Consider the following 19,219-nt stretch of genomic DNA (forward strand, 5'->3'; position numbering starts at 1 on the left):
GATGCGAATCGAGATCCGTTCCGTCGCCCGCACACGAGCCGTGAAAACGGCCTAGGTGGCGGCCGGCTGGCTCAATTCCACGAACTGCTTCACCTTCGCGTCGACGACGTCGAGCGCCAGGTTCCACAGTTCCGGCTGAGTCGGATCGATCCCCAGCGATTCGTGGATCGCATCTTCCGTCTCGCGGCAGCCCGTCAGCACCAGCAGCTTCCGGTAACGGTCGGGAAACTCCGGTCCGATCTTCGGCGCGATGGCGAACAGCGCCTGCGACAGCAGGTATCCAAACGTGTACGGGAAGTTATAGAACGGCAATCCGCCGATATAGAAATGCAGCTTCGACGCCCAGAACAGCGGGTTCCATCCCTCGCTGTCGAGCACGTCCAGGTACGCCTCTTTCTGCGCGGAAAGCATCAGCTCCGACAGCCGCTCGGTCGGCAGTTCGCCGCTCTTCCGCTCGACATACAGGGCGTTCTCGAAAATGAACCTCGCGTGGATGTTCATCAGGAACGCCACGGAATCCGACAGCGCATGGTCGAGCAGCGACAGCTTCTCGGTCGTCGTCTTCGCCGTTTTCAGGCGATGCTCTGCCAGAACGGCCTCGGCGAATGTCGATGCCGTCTCCGCCAGGTTCATCGGGTAGTCCTGCAGCAGGTACGGCTGATCCTTCAGCACGTAGCTGTGGTAGGCGTGCCCCAGTTCATGCGCCAAAGTCGACATGCTGTCGGCGCTGTTCGTATACGTCATGAAGATCCGCGATTGCTGCTTCGTCGGGAACCCCGTGCAGAAGCCCCCCTGCCGCTTCCCGCCCCGGTTCTCCACTTCGATCCAGCGATCGCTGATCGCCCGCTGCGCAAAATCTCCCATGTGCGGGCTGAACGCACTGAACGTCGACACGATCGTGTCGCAGGCCGCGTCGTAGGTGATCTGCGAGTTCTCGCCAGGCCCTTTCGGCAGCGGAGCCGCCTGGTCGAACCAGGCCAGCTTCTCGACGCCGATCAGCTCCGCCTTCCTCTGGAAATAGGCTTTGAGCGATTTCTTCCGGTCGCTCACGCACTTCCACATCATGTCCAGCGTTTCGCGCTTCAGCCGGTTGTAGCGCAGCGGCAGGTCGAGATGATCCTTGAGGCCCAGCCGGCGATACTTCACCTGCCGCGTTCCCGCGATGTGGTTGATCGAATCCGCGCAGGTGTCGGCGATTGATGCCCACGCCTTCGACGCCGCGCAGAAGTGGTTCTCACGGATCGTCCGCTCCGGAGAATCAAAGGTCACCTGCCCGGGCGACTTCCGGACAATCTCCCCTTTCTCCATCACCTCGATCTTCAGCGCGCCGGAGATGCGGTCGTACAGCCGGCTCCACGCCATGATGCCGTCGACCGCCAGCTCCGACGACAGAATCTCCTGGTCCTTGGGCAGCCGGAAGCGGGCGCTGCGCCGGCATTCATCGAGGAAGAATCCGATCGATTTCAGCGGCTGGCTCGAGCCCATGCTCTCTGCGTAATCCGCGTCTGTCGAAGTCTGCAGCGCGAATTCCAGGTTCGTGAACACCTGCGAACGCAGCGGGCTGACTGCTGCCAGCTGGCCTTCGATCTGCTGGAACAGCTTGTTCTCGGCGTCGGCCGCGGCATGGCAGCCGATGAACGCATGCAGGTCTTCCGAGCTCGCCATCAGGCTGCTCAGCCGGGGAACGTACTCCTCCCAAACCTTCAGCGACTTCTTCGAAAGCGGTTCGAGCTTTTCGGAATCCGCCGCCGCCTTCTCCAGGTCGGTGCGGAATCGCTCGAACAGCTCCTTGAATTGAGCCGTGTCTGGATGCGGCAGCAAGGAATCCAGATCCCACGTCACGGCATACTTGGCCATCGTTTGCGAGTCCTTTCCAGCGATGAAATAGAGTCGCGCGGACTGTACCCGCGCACGAAGGGCCTCGCAAATGGCGTTCGCCAATCGCAAATCGCTGAGAACCATCACCCGGCTCAGCTTGCACCGCACGCCGACCCCGGCGACCGGCAGTTTCTGCCGTTTGCTCTTGGCGAACAAAATCAGTCCGCGCTATAACTCCCCCGCCGGAAAGCGGGCCGCCAATTTCGGAACCCGCTGCGGACCGGCGGTGACATGGATGTCGCCACAAGACCACGCTTCAGCAAGGACGCTCCGCGTGAATCCGATTCTTGTCGTTGGTGCAGAAACCGTCGTCGGGGCCAGCCTCTCGATCCATCTCGCCGATCGTTGCGACGTCTTTGCCGCCTCCCTTGCGGGACGAATCGATCTGGTCGACTGCCAGGTCCTGCCGGAAACCGGCGACCAGCTCTCCCCCGAACGCACCGTTGCGGAAGTCCGCCCCCGGACCGTCGTTCTCTGCGGAGCCGCCTCCCGCTCCTGCTGGGATCCCTCGTCCGGCAAGGCCGTTCGCGCGGAATCGACCCAGAAGATGTCGGCCTGGGCCGTCGCAGCGAACGCCATCGGCGCAAAGACGGTCTTCATCTCCAGCGACGCCGTCTTCACCGGACCATGGATGTTTCACGACGAGGAGGGAGAGTCGCACTGCGCGACTCCCGCCGCGTTGGCCATTCGTAAGATGGAAGCCGCTGTCGTCGATGCCTGTGAAAACTCCCTGATCGTCCGCACCAACGCCTATGGCTGGTCTCCTGCTCGGACTGCCGGCTGGCTCGAGAATACCCTCGCTCTCATCGAGGCTCGCCGGCCGATTCAGCTCGATCCCGTCCGCCACGCCACTCCCATTCTCGCGACCGATCTCGCCGAGATCCTCGAGAAGATGCTCATCGAAGATCTGACCGGCGCTTATCACGTCGCCGGCGCCGAGCGCATCAGCCCGATGGGCTTCGCACAGCGGCTCGCCGGGCAGTTCAATCTTCCCTGGATTCCCGCCCGCAAGGCCTCCGTGCAGACGGAAGCTCCCGCCGGCTTCGGGGCAGGGGAATGCTCGCTCCAGACCCGCAAGCTCCGACGCGACCTCTGCATCCCCATGCCGCTGCTCTCGGAATCCCTCGCACGGCTGGAAGCCCAGCAGATCAACGGACACCGCGAGAAGCTCGCCCCCAACGCGACAGTGCAGCTCCGCGCGGCCTGATCAAGACGGCCCGGTTGCTTGCGCGAACGCCCGGCTTCTTGAGCGGAAGGTCCACGCCCCTCACGGCGTCCAGATCGCACTCCGGCCCAGATAACTCTGCGCCTCCCGCATCCGCCGCGCTTTGATCCGCACGTACGGAGCAACGACCATCCCTCGATGGCCGAAGTGCCCCGGCGCTGCTTTCGGATCGCCCCGCCGTGGCTCGACGAAGTCCTCGATCACGAACCCCGTTTTGCACAGGCCGCCGACCATGTCCTGCCAGCGGTGCAGGTACTCGGTCGCTCCCTCTTCCCGATAGGCCACATCCGCCAGCTCCGGAAGAGCTCCTTCGTGATAATAGGAGACCCCCAGGACGTACCGGTGGAACGCGTCGCGGTGGCTGATCTGCAGTGATGTCGGCTGCTTGTGCTGGCTGATGTACAGCCCCCCTTCGCGCAGCACCCTCGCGATCTCCCGGTAAACCGGTTCGAGCTTCGGGACGTAGCACGTGCTGACCGGCTGGTGCACGATGTCGAATTCCGCGGCGTTCAACCCCGCCAGGTCGTCCATCGTCCCCTGGATCAGCCGCATCCTGAAGCCGCGGCGATCCGCCTCACGCTGGTCGATCGCCAGCATGGCGTCGCTGATGTCGACGACCGTGACATGCGCCCCCGCCGCCGCATACAGAATCGACTGCCAGCCCCCAGCCGCCGCCAGGCACAGCACGTTCAACCCCGAGACGTCTCCCGGAAGCCAGCCGCGGCTGTCGAGCGAGGCGATCGGGCTCGTGAGTTCAGCATCCGTGGCCGGTTTCGCAAACGGGCTGTGTTCATTGGCCAGCCCGTTCCAGGCCGCGCGGTTTTGTTCAAGTTCCGGACGGGGACGCATCATGTCGATCGTGAGTGATGTAACGTGCCACGGCCGTTTCGGCCGTGCGCGAATGCCAGCGACTTCCACGCGTTGTCGGCGAGTCGAGGTTGAGCGCTGAGCCGTTCAAGGGTCTGCCAAAACCGGAACGCCAGCAAGTCACTCCGCCTGCGAAGGCGTTTCTCCCAGCACTTCCTTCAGCCGCCGCAACGCCCGCAGGTACCGCATCCCCGCCGCCGCCGGCGTCAGCCCCAGCGCCTCTGCAACCTCGTTGTTCCCCATCTGCTCGACATGCCTCATCACCACCACTTCACGGTCGTCCTCACGCAGTTCATCCAGCGCCGAGTAGAACCGACGCTGGAGTTCCTGCCGGATGGCATGCGCGGCCGGTGTCAGTTCCGAGTCGACGAGGCGTGCCGCCAGGTCCAGTGACGAGGCGTCGTCCCAGCCGGCCGGAGCACCCGTCTGTTCGCGGGTCACGTCCCGTCGTTGCGCCCGGTGACGGCGGTGCAGGTCGATCATCCGGTCCTGGGCAATCTGCCTGAGCCACAGCCGGAACGGCATGGCCGGCCCGCGGATGTAGTCCGGCAACCGACGCGTTGCCTCCATGAGCACGTCCTGGACGATATCGCTCGCGTCGACGCGCCCCGCCATCCGCCGATCCATCCGGGCTCGGATCATTCGGCGAATCGGGTCCCGCACCCCGTCCAGCAGGGCGTTGAGCGCCTCGGCCTGCCCGTCGGCCGCGTTTCGCAACAATTCCGGGGACGGTTCGACGCTCGGCTCCATGCGGCCCTTCACAGGTTTTGTCAGTTCTCGAAGGTGACTGACTTCCCAGTCTAACAGAACTCCCGTGTGTCGAATCCCGGGGAGCGGCTCGCCCCGGCGCGCAACCGCTCATGAATGGCGGGAGGGACAATGAACAGCACGAACTTGAGGGGGTTATGCCAGGAAAATTCGGTGTCGGGCCTCGGAATCACCGGGCGATTGGCCTTGGAACTCTCGTTTTCTCGACTGGGCCGGGGAGCGGGGCAAGAAAACAGGACCACCCCCTGGCCCATGCACTCCTTGACGCCTTGCCCCGTCGGAGGCCGTCTCGATTGACCCGGCGAGAGGGGGAAAGGCGGCCGGGATTCCGCGGAGACACGCCCGGCGCGCGATCCGACCCCTGCGGCTTTTCAAGAGGTCGCAACGCCTCTAGCATCCCTCTTTCTGGCCTCGCCGGGAGGCCCCTTGTCGAGCACCTGGACGTGCCGCCTGTTCGTTGTGGCCGGTTTTCCGACCTGGCCACGATTGGCTGGCCCCGGTGCTCCAACTCCGGATTCACCGCTTTCATTTGAGGACGACCATTTCCATGGCTGAACAACTGGCAACCAACGTTACCTGGCACGACCACAGCGTGGCCCGTGCTGACCGCGAAAAGATCAAGGGACAGAAGGGCGTGGTGATCTGGTTCACCGGCCTGTCCGCTTGCGGCAAGAGCACGATCGCCAACACCGTCGACCACATGCTGAATCAGATGGGCCGCCACACCTATCTGCTCGATGGCGACAATATCCGCATGGGCCTCAACAAGAACCTCAAGTTCTCGGCCGAAGACCGTGCGGAAAACATTCGCCGCATTGGCGAAGTCGCCAAGCTGTTCGCCGACGCCGGCGTCATCACCCTCACCGCCTTCATCTCCCCCTACAAGAAGGACCGCGACGCCGTCCGCGCCCTCCTGAAGGACGGGGAATTCATCGAGGTCTACGTCGACGCGTCCCTCGAAACCTGTGAAAAACGCGACCCGAAGGGCCTCTACAAGAAGGCCCGTGCCGGCGAAATCAAGGGTTTCACCGGAATCGATGACCCGTACGAAGCTCCGGAAAAGCCGGAACTCGTTCTCGATTCCAACAACAAGGGAATCGACGCACTGGCGAACGAAGTCGTCGCCTACCTCAAGTCGAAGAATCTCCTCGGCTGATCCCGCATGAGGCGACCAGGGGGCATCTGCCCCCTGATCCCGCCCGCTTGTCAGTCGACCAACCAATCGCCACAGCCGGCCCAGGACGGCGGCTGGACCATCCAGTCGCAACGCCCCGGGGCAAATCAGGAAACGCCTCCGGCTGCATCGACCGATCTTCCATGAGAAGCGCGTCGGCGGAGGGAGCCTGCGCGGACGGAGCGACCGACAAACTTCACCCGGCTTGACATGAATACCACGGAAACGACGATTCGCGCGGTCGTGGAGCAGGTGCTGCAGCAGCTCGGCTCGAAGCCCGCAACAGCGGCTTCAAAACCGGCGCCCGCACGAACCTCCGGCGGCGAGATCCCCGTGATCTCCTCCCGCAACGGTGCGGCTTTCTCGGCTGGATCACGCGGCTCCGACGGTGTCTTCCATTCCGTCGACGACGCTGTCGCTGCGGCCGGAGAGGCCTTCGAGAAGTTTCGCATGCGGCCGGTCTCCGACCGCGAGAAGGTCGTCCAGATCGTCAAGACCCTCTGCGAACAGCAGGCCGAAGAACTCGGCCGGCTGGAAATGGAAGAAACGAAAATCGGCCGCCTCGATCACAAGGTCGAGAAGCTCAAGATCATCAAGCTCGTCCCGGGGACAGAGTTCCTGAAGCCGACCGCCTATACCGGCGACCGCGGCCTCACGATGATCGAGCAGGCCCCCTTCGGTGTCATCGGCGCGATCACGCCTGTGACCCACTCTCTCCCGACGCTCGCCGGCAACGTGGTCAACATGGCCGCCGCCGGCAACTCGATGGTCTTCAATCCGCATCCCAGCGGAGCGAAGATCGCTTGCGAAGGTGTCCGTCGCTTCAATCGCGAAATCTCCAGGGCGATCGGCATCGAAAACCTGGTCACGATCATCGAGAAGCCGACAATCGAATCGGCCGACGAGATCTTCCAGCATCGCGGCGTGAAAATGCTCTGCGTCACCGGCGGTCCTGCCGTCGCCCGCGCAGCGCTCGCCGCCAAGAAGAAGTCGGTCGTCGCCGGACCGGGCAACCCGCCTGTCGTTGTCGACGAAACGGCCGACATCGACAACGCCGCAAAGTGCATCGTCGCCGGCGCCGCCTACGACAATAACCTCCTGTGCATCGGCGAGAAGGAAGTCTTCGCCGTCGCCCCGATCTTCGACAAGCTGATGGACGCCGTGGGGCGGCATGGCGGATTCCGCCTGAACTCCACGCAGATCGACGCCCTCACCAAACTCGCCTTCGCTCCTCCCAAAGAGCAGGGGGGGCACGCGATCCTCAACAAGGATCTCGTCGGAAAAGACGCCGCAGTCCTCGCCCAGATGATCGGCGTGAAGGTCCCGGCCGGCACGCAACTGCTCTACGGCGAAACGGACACGAACAACCCGTTCGTCCCCGAAGAACAGATGATGCCCTTTGTCCCGTTCGTCCGCGCCAAGAACACGCAGCACGCGATCGAACTGGCCCTCGAGTTCGAGCATGGCTTCGGCCACACCGCCATCATCCATTCCCGCGACATGCGGACCACGACGATGATGGGCCGCCTGATGAACACCACCCTGTTCATCGCGAACGGCCCATCAATGGCCGGCCTGGGCCTCGGAGGCGAAGGCTTCCTCTCGTTCAGCGTCGCCACCCCCAGCGGAGAAGGGGTGACCACGCCCGCCACCTTCACCCGCAGCCGCCGCTTCGTCCTCGCCGACGATCTCCGTATGATTTAGGCGAGCGGCCGGCGTCAGCCGGCTGATGACGTCGCATTCAGAAACGCTGCCCAATGCAACTCGCCAGAGTCGTCGGACGTGCCACCGCCACGGCGAAACACCCGTCGCTGAACGGCTGGCGGCTCCTGATCGTCCAGCCACTGGATCAGGAAAAGCAACCGGATGGTGACCCGCAAATCGCAATCTGCGAGCTGGGCAGTTCCACCGGCGACGAAGTCATGATCACCGCCGACGGCTCAACCATCCGCGACATGATGAAAGTCGAAAACAGCCCCGTCCGCTTCGCCGTCCTCGGGCAGATTGATCCGCAGTCGTGAGGCGTCCGTCGAGGTCACTCCGCGTGCCTGATCGCGGAGAGTCGTTTCTCTGGCGGAATGAGCGTTGAACGCCGCTCCATGGGACGAACACGCTCGACGATTTCGTACCAGACTTCGTCCGAGTCGCCATCGAGCAATCGAATCAGTTCGAGAACGCCGACGAACTCAAAGTAGACTGGATTGCCGTCGGAGTTTGGAAAGCGGTACTTCGCCGCGCGGCCCCGGCGCTTGGCTTCGCGTAACGCCTGCCGGGCGTTTTCCGCGGAGAATGTGAGGATGCGTTCTTCGCAAAGGCGACGGACGCCTGACGAGCCGTTCACCTCGACCCGAAACTGAAACAGAAGCTTCGCCGAATATCTGGATTCGAACTTCATGGACGATCTGCTGGCCGAGGGATTTGGCGAGAGAGATTGCCCTCCCTACTATGCGTTCCATGTCCCACGACGTCTACGAATCTCCGCTCAATTCCCGCTACGCCTCGAAGGAGATGAGCGCCCTCTGGTCCGATCAGGCCAAGCACTCCACCTGGCGCCGCATCTGGGTCGCACTCGCCGAAGCCCAGAATGAACTCGGCCTTGATGTCACGAAAGCCCAGGTCGAAGAGCTCCGCGCCAACGTCGACAACATCGATTTCAACGTCGCCGCGAAATACGAACTCGAACTCCGTCACGACGTGATGGCGCATGTGCACGCCTTTCGCGACCAGTGCCCCACCGCCGGCGGCATCATCCACCTCGGCGCCACTTCATGCGAAGTCACCGATAACACCGAACTCATCCAGATGCGGCAGGCGCTGCATCTCATCCGCCGCCGGCTCGTCCAGGTGATCGACGTTCTCGCGGCGTTCGCCTCGAAGTACCGCGATCTTCCCTGCCTGGGGATGACTCACCTGCAGCCGGCGCAGCCGACCACCGTCGGCAAGCGGGCCACCCTCTGGTGCTACGACCTTGTCCTCGACCTCGAGGAAATCGAACACCGGATCGACCAGTTGAAGTTCCGCGGGATCAAGGGGACCACCGGAACCCAGGCCACCTTCCTGCAACTGCTCGGCGGCGATCACGCCAGGGTGTCGGAACTCGAAAAACGCGTCTCGGCCAAGCTGGGATTTGAAGCGGTCTACCCCGTGACGGGCCAGACCTATTCCCGGAAGGTCGATGCCCAGGTGCTGGCGGCCCTTTCCGGCATCGGCCAGTCGGCCCACAAGATGGGCTCAGACATGCGGATCCTCCAGAGCCGGAAAGAACTCGAAGAGCCGTTCGAAACGAAGCAGATCGGCTCCTCCGCCATGGCCTACAAACGCAATCCGATGCGGGCGGAGCGGATGTGCGCCCTCTCGCGGTTCGCCATGCATCTGGCAGGCAGCGCCGACGACACGGCGGCAGTGCAGTGGATGGAGCGGACGCTCGACGACAGCGCCAACCGCAGACTCGTCATTCCGCAGGCGTTCCTCGCAATCGATGCGACCCTCATTCTCTATCGAAACATCGTCGACGGAATGGTCGTCTATCCCGAGGTGATTGGTCGCCATCTGGCAGAGGAACTTCCGTTCATGGCCACCGAAGAAATCCTCATGGCCGGCGTCCAGCAGGGGGGGGATCGCCAGGAACTCCACGAGCGGATTCGCGTCCACAGCCAGGCGGCCGCCCGCGAAGTCAAGGAATTCGGCCGACCAAATGACCTGATTCAGCGCCTTCAGGAAGATTCAGGCTTTGTTAAGGTCGACGTCGGGGCCACACTGGACGCCCGGCGTTACATCGGCCGGGCTCCGCAGCAGGTCGACGACTTTGTTGAAGATTTCGTGGAGCCGGTCCGAAAGAAATATGTTGGCGACCTCCGAGGGGCGACGGAGGGATTGCGCGTCTGACGGTCGCCTGTGCTCGGAGTGACCTGGCGTTCAATGAACAATTGGCTCGCAATCGCAGCCGCCGTCTTCGCTTTCGGGGCGTGCGCGACGTGGTTCCTGTCCAGCCGTCCGATCCTCTTTACGCGACTCTTCGTCTCGTATGAGGAGCGGATGGTCGTCCGTCGGGAAATTCTCGAAGACAGAAGCTTCGGACGGCGCCTGAAGTGGATCGGATTTGTCCAGTTCCTGATCGGACTCGGCTGCGTCGCAGCGGCCGTCCTCATCAAGAAGTGACCCTCACGCCCGTCGCCCGCATTCAACCCGCCAGTACTTGCTTCACCGCCCGTGACAGGCGCCACATCCCGTCCGTGATCCCCTCCGGCGTCTGCACGCCGTAGCTCAGACGCATGTGATTCTTGGGACGCCCTCCCTGGACCGGCGCGAAACAGAGTTCGCCCGGCACATACATCACGCCGTGCTGCTTGACCGCGGCCTGGAACAGCGGGCTCTGAAAGCCCGTCGGAATCGACGCCGGCAGGCTCATCCACACATACAGCCCCCCGGAGGGCCGCCGCCACGTCACGCCCGGTATGTCCGCGAAGTATTTCTCGGCGGCCGCCAGCATCGCGTCACGCTTGCGCGTGTACGAATCCCGCACATGCCGCACGTGTTCCTGGAACGCTCCTGATTTCAGCATCCGGGTCACGATCGCCTGCGGAAAGTTCGCCGATCCGAAATCCTCATTCCCCTTACGGTCGAGCACTGGCTTCATGACGTCCTTCGGCAGCACGCCGAAACCGACGCGCAGCCCGGGGGAGAGCGTTTTTGAGAACGTCTGCGTGTACAGCACCTGTTCCTTCGAGCCGTCGAGCGCCAACAGGCTGGGCAGGGGATTGCCGTCGAAACGCAGATCGCGATACGCCGCGTCTTCCAGGATCAGGATTCGGTTGTGGATCGACCAGCGGTTCGCGATGTCGACAATCGCTTTCCGACGTTCCAGCGACACCGAGACGCCGCTCGGATTATCGAACTCGCTGACGACGTAAATCATCTTCACCTGCGGCAACCGCCCCAGCTCGTTCAGCCGTGCGAGCGCCTGCTCGAGCAGTTCCGGCTGCATCCCGTTCTCGTCCAATGGCACGCTGATCGGCTCGGCCCCGACCCCCGCCAGGCATCCCAGGAACACGAAGTACGTCGGCGCTCCAACGATGCAGATGTCACCCGGATCGAGCAGCGTTTCACAAAGCAGCGACAGCAGCTGCTGCGAGCCCGTTGTCACCACCATCCGTGAGGCGTCATACCCCAGCGTCTCACGAGGGACGCCTTCCTGCGCCGCCATGTAATCGAGAAGGCTGCCCCGCAGGTCCAGTCGGCCCTGTGTCGTTCCGTACTGCAGCGCCGACCGTGCGGAGGCGCTGTCGGAAAGGAGCGTCACCACCGTCTCCCGCACCGGCTCGGCCGGAAGGGAGTCTTCGTCGACCAGTCCCGCGGCCAGCGAAATACACCCCGGGTTCTCCACTCCCTGTTGCATCAGGAAGCTGATCGCCTGGTCGGCCGCCCAGCGGCTGCGCTGGGAGAGTCCGGATGTGTGGAGCACGTGTGACATCGTGACCAATCAACGAGCGGCAGGGGATCTGGTGCAGCGCACGTCGCGCCGAAAAAAACCGCCGGCCGCGACCGGCGGGTTCCATGACGAACTCTCGTCCCGTCAGTGACTTCGTGGTTGCGCCTAAACGTCGAGGTCCCGAACTTCGAGCGCGTGCTTCTCGATGAACTCGCGCCGCGGTTCCACGTGGTCTCCCATCAGCACTCGGAAGATCTCTTCCGCCGAGGCCGCATCGTCCAGGGTGACCCTCTTGAGGATGCGGACGCTGGGATCCATCGCAGTTTCGAACAGTTCGTCCGGGTTCATTTCCCCGAGCCCTTTGAACCGCGTGTAGTTCAGGCCGCGTCCGCCCAGATCGCGAAGGGCCGGCACGATGTCACGAATCGTCTGCAGCTTCCGCTCGCCGTTCTCCGTCGACAGCAGATAGGGAAAGACCGGCTCGGCGTTGACGTTCGGCGGCAGCGTCAGATCGCGCAGATCGAGCTCGAAGTCCGAACGCAGGGTCGCGACGGCCTTGTTGATCGAGCGGACTTCATGCAGCTCGGAAATATGAGATTCCACCGGCGCTGCGGCTCCGTCCGTAGGCGCTGTCGCGGCCGGACGCGTCTCCGCTTCGTGCGCCTCGCGCTCTTCCTTCGTGAAGAACCACTTCTCCTCAAAGCCGACAGTCGCCCGGAATCGCGGCAGCTCACCCTCGCGGGAGTGGGCCCTCGCGAACTGCGCAAGGTTGATCCCCCGGTGCTCGAGGGTCGCCAGTGGCTCGTCGATCTGCGTCATCACTTCGGCCAGCTTCTTCAGCTGATTCGCGCCGAACACCCTCGGCGGCTTGCCGTTGGGGGAGGGATCATCCGGTCGGTGGTGTAGCGTCAGTTCTGCGCCGTGCAGACCCAGGTCCAGCAGCTCACCCATCATCTCTTCGTGCGTCTGCACATAGCGGGGCTTCTGGTTCCGGCGGTTCTTCTGCAGCACCCGGTACAGCGGCGGCTGGGCGATATACACGCAGCCCTGCTTCACCAGTTCCCGCATATGGCGGAAGAGAAACGTCAACAGAAGTGTCCGGATGTGCGAGCCGTCCACGTCGGCGTCGGTCATCAGGATGATCTTGCCGTAACGCCGCTTCGCAATGTCGATATCTTCGGCCATCGGGGAGATGCCGATCGCCTTGAACAGCGCCGCCACTTCCTGGTTCGCCAGCACCTTGATCAGCTGTGCCTTCTCGACGTTCAGAATCTTCCCGCGCAGGGGAAGCACCGCCTGCGTCGCCGAGTCGCGTCCGGTGTCGGCCGATCCGCCGGCCGAATCACCTTCCACCAGGTACAGTTCCGAGACGTCGAGATTGTGGTTCCGGCAGTCACGCAGCTTTTCCGGCAGTCCGCCCCCCGAAACCTTGTTCTTGTCGCGGGCGAGATCCCGGGCCTTTCGTGCGGCCTCGCGGGCTTCCGCCGCGCGCAGACCCTTCGTGCACAGCAGCTTCGCGACCTGCGGATTCTCTTCGAAATACTTGCCGAGATGCTCGCCGACGATCGCTGACACCGCGCTTTCCGCATCGGGGTTCAGGCAGCGGATCTTCGTCTGGGCCTCGAACTTCGGATCCGGATGCCGGATTGTCACGACAGCCGCCAGGCCTTCACGGAAGTCCTCGCCCTGAACGTTGACGTCCTTCTCTTTGATGATCCCTTCTTTCCTCGCGTAGCTGTTGAGCACACGGGTGAGGGCGGTGCGGAAGCCGCTGAGATGGGCGCCGCCTTCGCTGTTGTAGATGCCGTTGGCGTAGCAGCGGACCGTTTCCGTGAAGCCGTCGTTGTATTGCAGGGCGACATTCACATCGACCTGCCCCCCCGCATCCGCCGGAGCGTTTCCCGAAATCTGGATGACGTTTGGAAACAGCGTCGTCTCGGTGCGGTTCAGGTGCTTGACGAACGCTTCCAGCCCGTTTTCGTAATAGAACTCGTCCGACCGCCCCGAGGCGTCATCCGCGATCCGGATCCGCAGCCGAGCGTTGAGGAAGGCAGCGTCCTGGAGCACGCGGTGAATCGTCTCGTAGGAGAATTGCACCCCCTTGAAGATCGTCGGATCCGGCTTGAAGGTGACCTTGGTCCCCGTGGCTTCCGTCGGTCCCAGTTTCGTCAGCGGCTTGGTGACCTTGCCTTCCGCGAACTCCATCGTCCAGACGAAGCCCTCGCGCTTCACTTCCACTTCCACCCATTCGCTGCAGGCGTTGACCGCCTTCACGCCCAGCCCGTGCAGACCGCCCGTGCCCACCTGGTACCCGCTCTTGCGGTCGAATTTGCCCCCCGCGTGCAGCTCGGTGAACACAACTTCGAGGGCAGGGCGGTTGTCCATGTCCGGCATTGGCCCGACCGGAATACCGCGGCCGTCGTCTTCCACCGTGCACGAACCGTCCGCGTGCAGGTTCACCAGCGCGTACGAAGCATGCCCGTTGACATTCTCGTCGATCGAGTTCGAAACGAGTTCGTAGACCAGGTGGTGCAGGCCGTGCTGGTCGGTTCCGCCGATGTACATGTCCGGGCGCAGCCGGATCCCTTCGATTCCCTCAAGAGCCCTGATTTGCTCCGCGCCATATTCGACAGAAGTCGTTTTGGTCGAATCAGTTCCGCTGTCAGTTCCAGCCACCGAGAAACACTCCTCCGGGATGCAATCCGTGAAGGTGAAATTGTAGTAAGAACGGGCCCGCACGTCGTCGCCAAAACCGTCTGATTCCAACGCACGACCCCACGTTTCCAGCAACCGAAATCAACCCGCCAGCACCCGGCATCGTCCGCTGCCTGCCGGGCCGGTTTCTGAGAATGACGGCATGCGTTCTCGACGCCGCGTCCGGCTTTCAATAAGGTTCCAGAAGGACTGGTTTTTCGCAGTGATTTTTCGTGGCTGGCGAGTGGTATGCCGATTTCATCGCAAGACGTGACCTGGGTCGAAGAGCCGAAAATCGGGTTCTGGGAGGCAACATTCCTTCCAGCGATCGCGGCAGGTCTCAAAACGACGATCGGCCACGTCACAAATTACAAGCCCACCACCATCCAGTATCCCGAAGTGAAGCCGGAACTCCCGCTTCACTATCGTGGCGTTCATCGCCTGAATCGTGATGAAAAGGACCGCGTCAAATGCGTCGCCTGCATGCTGTGTGCGACGGCCTGTCCCGCAAACTGCATCCACATCGAGGCCGAAAAGGCTCCCCCCGAGTGGCCCGACCGCGACAAGTTTCCCAAGTCGTTCGTCCTCGATGAACTCCGCTGCATCTATTGTGGCATGTGCGAAGAGGCCTGCCCCGTCGACGCGATCGAACTCACGCACATCTATGACATGACCGGGCTCACGCGCGACGAAATGAACTTCGATCGCGAGAAGTTGCTCAGCGTCTTTGACCAGACCAAGGACAACCCCCGCGATCCGATCCGCACCCGCCGCGGCAAACTCGGCCCCGCTTCCGATTTCCAGACCCTCCCAGCCGTTGGGCCCGCGACCTCCGTTCCCGACCAGGATCGGGCTGCCAACGCGGCGACCCCGGGCGTCATCCGCGGCGTCGTCCGTCAGGATTGACGTCCAGTCGCATCTGAAGAAAAGGGGCACTGGCTCCACCAGTGCCTTCTCGAACCGCGGGCGCCAGCGTGAAACCGACTGGCACAGTGCCAGCCTCGCAGCCGTGCACGCAGTCTCTCAGGCTTGAAGGTCACGATTCCGGTTGATCCCTCCGGGCTGCGCTGCCGCAGCGGGCAGACACGGCCATCCGCGCCGCGACCTGTGTCTCGCGGTGGCACTCCTTGCCCCCGTCTTTCTCCCGGGGCCGCGGTCTGTCGAATGACGGACCTCCATCGAGTCCGCCCGCGCGCTTGATGGAATCCTCCGGACGCGCACGACCCGCAACACCCCTCCCGTTTGACCCGGTTGCGCGGTGTTTGCCGCCGACGACCGGCGCAGGCGGATGCTCTAGACGGAACAATCGTCAGTCTCGCTACCTCCGGAACGCCGCAAGCCTATAGGCGACAATGGCTTGCGGAATAGAACTCGTGAAGAGGGGTCTCCGCAGTCGCCGATGGAGGATGTGACTCCCCAGCGAACTCACACGGGGTGTTCGAGTTGCCAGGGCGACCTGCTCAGAAATTGATACTCGTGGACGAGCGGTCTCATTCGGCAACGCGAGGTTTGGAGACGCACTGGCGTCTCAGAGGAACAGAGCAGTCCGTCAATGTGCCAGCCTGAAGCGCCCTTCGCGACGTGCGATTGGAGTTCGCTCGGCCTGGTCACACCGTGATGCGGCAAGGTTGCCGCTGGGGGAACCACACGGCGGATGACGGAACACGGAAGTCCCAACGGTAAGGAGACGCGAATGAGAACCCTGAAGACCTGCGCAGCCGTCGTGGCCGTGCTGGCGATGAGCAATCTGGCTCACGCCGCTCGGACCTCGGCCCGGCTGAGCGGTGCGTCGAAGTGCTGCGAATGCGCGCCGACGAGCATTGCTCCCTGTTGCAAGCCGACGATTCCTCGTCCCTGCACCACCAACGTCTACACCTACCAGCGGCAGATCTCCTGCCTCAAGCCGCCCTGCTGCGACTCGGGCTGCGGTCCGAAACGCTGCTGCCGTCCCCGTCGCCACGGCGCGAACTGCGGCAACGGATCTTGCGGCAACGGCTGTGATCCGAATGGCGCCTGCTGCAACAACGGCTGCGGAAACAGCCGGCGCAGTCGGCGCGCCTGCGGCGATGTCTGCGGAAGCGGCAGCTGTGATCAGGCCTGCCAGGCTCCCTGCCAGACGTACACCTCACGCGACAACGGCAACGCCTGTGCGATCGCCCAGCTGATCTACCAGTCGCAGACTGGCTGCTACGCCCGGACGCGCCGCGCCGCCCTGCGCCGCCTCGCCAAGTACGACTGCAGCTGCAATCCCGAAATCATGTCGGCCTTCGTGTACGCCCTGAACGACGCGGTGGAAACCGTTCGCTCGACCGCGGCTGACGCGATCGGCGACCAGGTGCGCCGGAACCCCTGCTGCTGCTCCCCGTGCATCGTGAATGCCCTCACGAACACGCTGGGAGATTGCAACCGTCGCGTTCGCAAGAACGCCGAGAAGGCCCTGTGCGCCTGCGGTTATGAAGTCGTCACGCCCGTCTGCGAGGAAGCCTGCGACGTGCAGGCCTGTGCGGCGGAACAGGTCCCGGTGTACTCGCCGGCGGCTGGCCAGCAGCCTCCTGCTGAGCCGGAAGCCACGCCTCCTCCCCCGGCCGAGCCCAAGGCTCAGACGTACAAGGGTGACGCGAGCATGCACACCGTGTCGTCGAAGAAGAGCCTGAAGAACATCTTCGGTCTCCTGCGGTAATCCCGCACCAGGCCAGCGCAGCGCCAGGCAGCCCTGGCGAATGCTCCTGTTGAGTTCGAGGCGTCGCCGGAGAGTTCTCTCCGGCGACGCTTAACTCGTTTGCGCGGAGTTCAGTTTCGAGAACTCCGACGCGCTCGCTCCGCCAGTGGGGGGCCGCGCTCACGAACAGTTCAATCTCGCGCTCCGCGTCATCGAAGGAACGCTCGATCGAAGCAGCACTCAACGGGTCGCTCAGCCTGTTGACTTCGTACAAGCGCACGACGCGCGCCAACCATTCCTCTCATCGAACGGCAAGAGCGCGCGATCACTTGATGCATGATTTTTGACCGACTGCCGGTTTCCCCGAGCGACTGCTGTTGCTGAACGGACACGACTCGATCAGAATCCCTGCCGTTCCAGGCCGCCTTTCATGGGTGGTCGCCCGAATCAGGTCAGTTCTAGAGGTCGAGGCATGCACGTCGTGGAACGCGGAATCGACGAGTCGGTGATCGTGGGCGATGTGATTGTGCGAGTCATCGCGATCGCAAAGAACGGCGAAGTCCGAGTCGCGATTTCCAACCCCGACGGCTTTCCCCGTTACCAGGAAGTGACTCTCCGATCGGGCGAAGCACTGATGCAGGAACGCTGCTCCGGCGCGGCCGCGACCATGCTGGAATGCTGAAGATCGAGAGAGCCGGGAAACTGAGATCACTGGTGTGGAACAGCGGTATTCCGATTCCGAACTCGCCAGTCTCGGGCTGAAAGCCGATCGGTTGCCAGGGCACGTGGCAATCATCATGGATGGCAACGGGCGCTGGGCACGCTCCCGTGGACTCCCACGCATCGAAGGGCATCGCCGCGGCGTCGCCAGTGTGCGTTCGGTCGTCGAAGAAGCCGCCCGCTGCGGCCTCAGGCAGCTCACCCTCTACTGCCTCTCGAGCGAAAACTGGAAGCGGCCTCCGCTCGAACTCGAACTCCTCATGGGGCTCCTCAAACGCTTCGTCGTCGCCGAACGCAAGCTCCTGATGGAGCAGGGCATTCGCCTCACCTCGATCGGACGCACCGACCGGCTCCACAAGGGAGCACTCGCAGAACTTCAGAAAACTCGCGAGATCACCGCCGGAAACTCAGGGCTGAACCTTTGCCTCGCGATCGACTACGGCGCCCGTGACGAAATTGTCACGGCGGTTAAAGACATCGCGACCAAGGTGCGCGCCGGCGAAATGAAGATCGAAGAGATCTCAGAAGAGACCATTTCGGCCCACCTCGGCACCGCCGGGTCGCCGGACCCCGATCTCATGATCCGTACGGCCGGAGAAATGCGCGTCAGCAACTTCCTGCTGTGGCAGTTGAGCTATGCAGAACTGTGGGTCACCGATGTCTTCTGGCCCGACTTCCGCGACGAGCAGTTCCGGGAAGCATTGAAGAGCTTTGCTGCCAGGGACCGCCGGTTTGGAGGGTTGAAGCCGGAGCTTGCCGCCAGCCAGAGTGAGTCCGCTCAACACTGAGCGCACGTCCCGGAAAACCTCTTCGAGAAGCACCATGCTCGGCTGGCGACTGGCCATCTCCGCGATCCTGATTCCGGCGCTTGTCGGCATCCTCTGGCTCGACCATCGCGCCGGAGCCACCGCCCCCTGGTTGTTGGCCTTGTCGCTGCTCCTCGGAGTCCGATCGACCTGGGAGATGACCGATCTCCTGACGACCCGCGCCATGCGGCCGTCGTTTCTTGTCTCCGTCTTCGGCGTCCTCTCTGTACTGACGGCCGCCTGGGGCAGTCGCTGGCAGGGAGGGGCCCTCAGCAACGATCTCGCGGTCTTGCTGGCGATTGGCATGACGACGCTCCTCGCGTTCTATGTCTGTTTCGTCAAAGGGGCGATCCGTTTCCGTGAACCCGGCACGACGATGGAATCCCTTGGTGCAGAACTGTTCACCGTCGCCTATTGCGGCGTCCTTCTCGCGATCACCGCGCAGATGCGCTGGCTCGACGGCGGACGCTGGGGCTACGCAGCGCTGGGCTCGTTGATCGTGGCCGCGAAATGTGGAGATATCGGCGGCTACACGCTGGGACGCCTGTTTGGAAAACGGAAGATGGCTCCCTGGCTCAGCCCGGGCAAAACATGGGCCGGATTCGTCGGCGCGATCCTCGGCGCCGCGCTCGGCAGCTGGCTCTGGGTGACTTTCGCCATCCCCCGCATGGTTCCCGGGGCAGCCGCTGCGAATGTCGCGAATGTCCTGGCCTTTGGAGTCACATTGGGCTTCGTAGGCCTTGTCGGCGACCTCTGCGAGTCGCTGATCAAGCGGGATGTCGGCCGGAAAGACGCGGCAGCGCTGTTCCCCGGTTTCGGGGGGCTGCTTGATCTCCTCGACAGCGTCCTGTTCGCAGGCCCCATTGCGTGGATCTGGTGGTCCGTCGCCCCACTGATCCGCTGAGCGCGCCAGGCGGTCGGACGCCCGCTCGGAAGCAACGCCATTCCAGCCGTGGCCCGGTCCACAGGACAGGTTTTCCCGCCATCGCGATCGGCTTCA

17 protein-coding genes are annotated in these 19,219 nt (G+C 63.2%); 11 read left to right on the plus strand and 6 right to left on the minus strand.

Annotated elements, in window-relative coordinates:
* Positions 1-51 precede the first annotated feature (51 nt).
* Positions 52-1,857 carry a M3 family oligoendopeptidase gene (locus tag Pan44_RS15880; RefSeq protein ID WP_145030992.1) on the minus strand — a complete coding sequence of 602 codons (1,806 nt, stop codon included), beginning with the start codon at positions 1,855-1,857 and terminating at the stop codon, positions 52-54.
* Between the two features lie 295 nt (positions 1,858-2,152).
* On the opposite strand from Pan44_RS15880, the gene Pan44_RS15885 reads away from it, so the two are divergent.
* Positions 2,153-3,085, plus strand: a complete 933-nt coding sequence (locus Pan44_RS15885) for a sugar nucleotide-binding protein (protein WP_197453372.1) — start codon at positions 2,153-2,155, stop codon at positions 3,083-3,085.
* A 60-nt stretch (positions 3,086-3,145) separates the two neighbouring features.
* Here the strand turns inward: Pan44_RS15885 and Pan44_RS15890 are convergent, their stop codons facing one another.
* Together Pan44_RS15890 and Pan44_RS15895 are read right to left on the minus strand one after the other, a co-directional pair.
* On the minus strand, positions 3,146-3,955 hold the full coding sequence (locus Pan44_RS15890; protein ID WP_145030994.1) for a class I SAM-dependent methyltransferase: 810 nt from the start codon (positions 3,953-3,955) through the stop codon (positions 3,146-3,148).
* Between the two features lie 135 nt (positions 3,956-4,090).
* Entirely contained in the window at positions 4,091-4,720 is a 630-nt protein-coding gene (locus Pan44_RS15895; protein ID WP_145030995.1) for a sigma-70 family RNA polymerase sigma factor, read from the minus strand.
* Between the two features lie 565 nt (positions 4,721-5,285).
* On the opposite strand from Pan44_RS15895, the gene cysC reads away from it, so the two are divergent.
* The 3 genes from cysC to Pan44_RS15910 all read left to right on the plus strand — a co-directional run bounded on the left by cysC (position 5,286) and on the right by Pan44_RS15910 (position 7,933).
* A complete protein-coding gene (gene cysC / locus Pan44_RS15900) occupies positions 5,286-5,894 on the plus strand; it encodes an adenylyl-sulfate kinase (protein WP_145030996.1) in 609 nt (202 codons plus the stop codon).
* 228 nt (positions 5,895-6,122) lie between these two features.
* The gene (locus Pan44_RS15905; protein ID WP_145030997.1) at positions 6,123-7,616 is read left to right on the plus strand and encodes an aldehyde dehydrogenase; all 1,494 of its coding nucleotides are present in this window, start codon (positions 6,123-6,125) and stop codon (positions 7,614-7,616) included.
* A gap of 53 nt (positions 7,617-7,669) precedes the next feature.
* Entirely contained in the window at positions 7,670-7,933 is a 264-nt protein-coding gene (locus tag Pan44_RS15910; RefSeq protein ID WP_145030998.1) for a EutN/CcmL family microcompartment protein, read from the plus strand.
* Positions 7,934-7,947: 14 nt separating this feature from the next.
* On the opposite strand, the gene Pan44_RS15915 is transcribed toward Pan44_RS15910, so the two are convergent.
* Positions 7,948-8,307 (minus strand): DUF4288 domain-containing protein, encoded by a 360-nt coding sequence (locus tag Pan44_RS15915; RefSeq protein ID WP_145030999.1) that lies wholly within the window; start codon positions 8,305-8,307, stop codon positions 7,948-7,950.
* Between the two features lie 59 nt (positions 8,308-8,366).
* Between Pan44_RS15915 and purB the strand changes: the two genes are divergently transcribed.
* Positions 8,367-9,797, plus strand: coding sequence for an adenylosuccinate lyase (purB, locus tag Pan44_RS15920; protein ID WP_145031000.1), 1,431 nt, complete (start codon positions 8,367-8,369; stop codon positions 9,795-9,797).
* 33 nt (positions 9,798-9,830) lie between these two features.
* Positions 9,831-10,070, plus strand: a complete 240-nt coding sequence (locus Pan44_RS15925) for a hypothetical protein (RefSeq protein ID WP_145031001.1) — start codon at positions 9,831-9,833, stop codon at positions 10,068-10,070.
* Positions 10,071-10,092: 22 nt separating this feature from the next.
* Here the strand turns inward: Pan44_RS15925 and Pan44_RS15930 are convergent, their stop codons facing one another.
* Both Pan44_RS15930 and Pan44_RS15935 read right to left on the minus strand, forming a co-directional pair.
* Positions 10,093-11,382, minus strand: a complete 1,290-nt coding sequence (locus tag Pan44_RS15930; protein ID WP_145031002.1) for an aminotransferase-like domain-containing protein — start codon at positions 11,380-11,382, stop codon at positions 10,093-10,095.
* A gap of 123 nt (positions 11,383-11,505) precedes the next feature.
* On the minus strand, positions 11,506-14,016 hold the full coding sequence (locus tag Pan44_RS15935; RefSeq protein ID WP_145031003.1) for a DNA gyrase/topoisomerase IV subunit B: 2,511 nt from the start codon (positions 14,014-14,016) through the stop codon (positions 11,506-11,508).
* Positions 14,017-14,283: 267 nt separating this feature from the next.
* Between Pan44_RS15935 and Pan44_RS15940 the strand changes: the two genes are divergently transcribed.
* The 5 genes from Pan44_RS15940 to Pan44_RS15960 all read left to right on the plus strand — a co-directional run bounded on the left by Pan44_RS15940 (position 14,284) and on the right by Pan44_RS15960 (position 19,123).
* The gene (locus tag Pan44_RS15940) at positions 14,284-14,940 is read left to right on the plus strand and encodes a NuoI/complex I 23 kDa subunit family protein (protein ID WP_145031004.1); all 657 of its coding nucleotides are present in this window, start codon (positions 14,284-14,286) and stop codon (positions 14,938-14,940) included.
* Positions 14,941-15,727: 787 nt separating this feature from the next.
* Positions 15,728-16,714 (plus strand): HEAT repeat domain-containing protein, encoded by a 987-nt coding sequence (locus Pan44_RS15945; RefSeq protein ID WP_145031005.1) that lies wholly within the window; start codon positions 15,728-15,730, stop codon positions 16,712-16,714.
* A 451-nt stretch (positions 16,715-17,165) separates the two neighbouring features.
* A complete protein-coding gene (locus Pan44_RS15950; protein ID WP_145031006.1) occupies positions 17,166-17,375 on the plus strand; it encodes a hypothetical protein in 210 nt (69 codons plus the stop codon).
* 34 nt (positions 17,376-17,409) lie between these two features.
* Complete coding sequence (gene uppS, locus Pan44_RS15955; RefSeq protein ID WP_231754072.1) at positions 17,410-18,201, plus strand: polyprenyl diphosphate synthase; 792 nt, start codon at positions 17,410-17,412, stop codon at positions 18,199-18,201.
* 34 nt (positions 18,202-18,235) lie between these two features.
* Positions 18,236-19,123, plus strand: coding sequence for a phosphatidate cytidylyltransferase (locus Pan44_RS15960; protein WP_145031007.1), 888 nt, complete (start codon positions 18,236-18,238; stop codon positions 19,121-19,123).
* Positions 19,124-19,219 lie beyond the last annotated feature (96 nt).

The sequence above is a fragment of the Caulifigura coniformis genome, from assembly GCF_007745175.1.
Lineage (GTDB): Bacteria > Planctomycetota > Planctomycetia > Planctomycetales > Planctomycetaceae > Caulifigura > Caulifigura coniformis.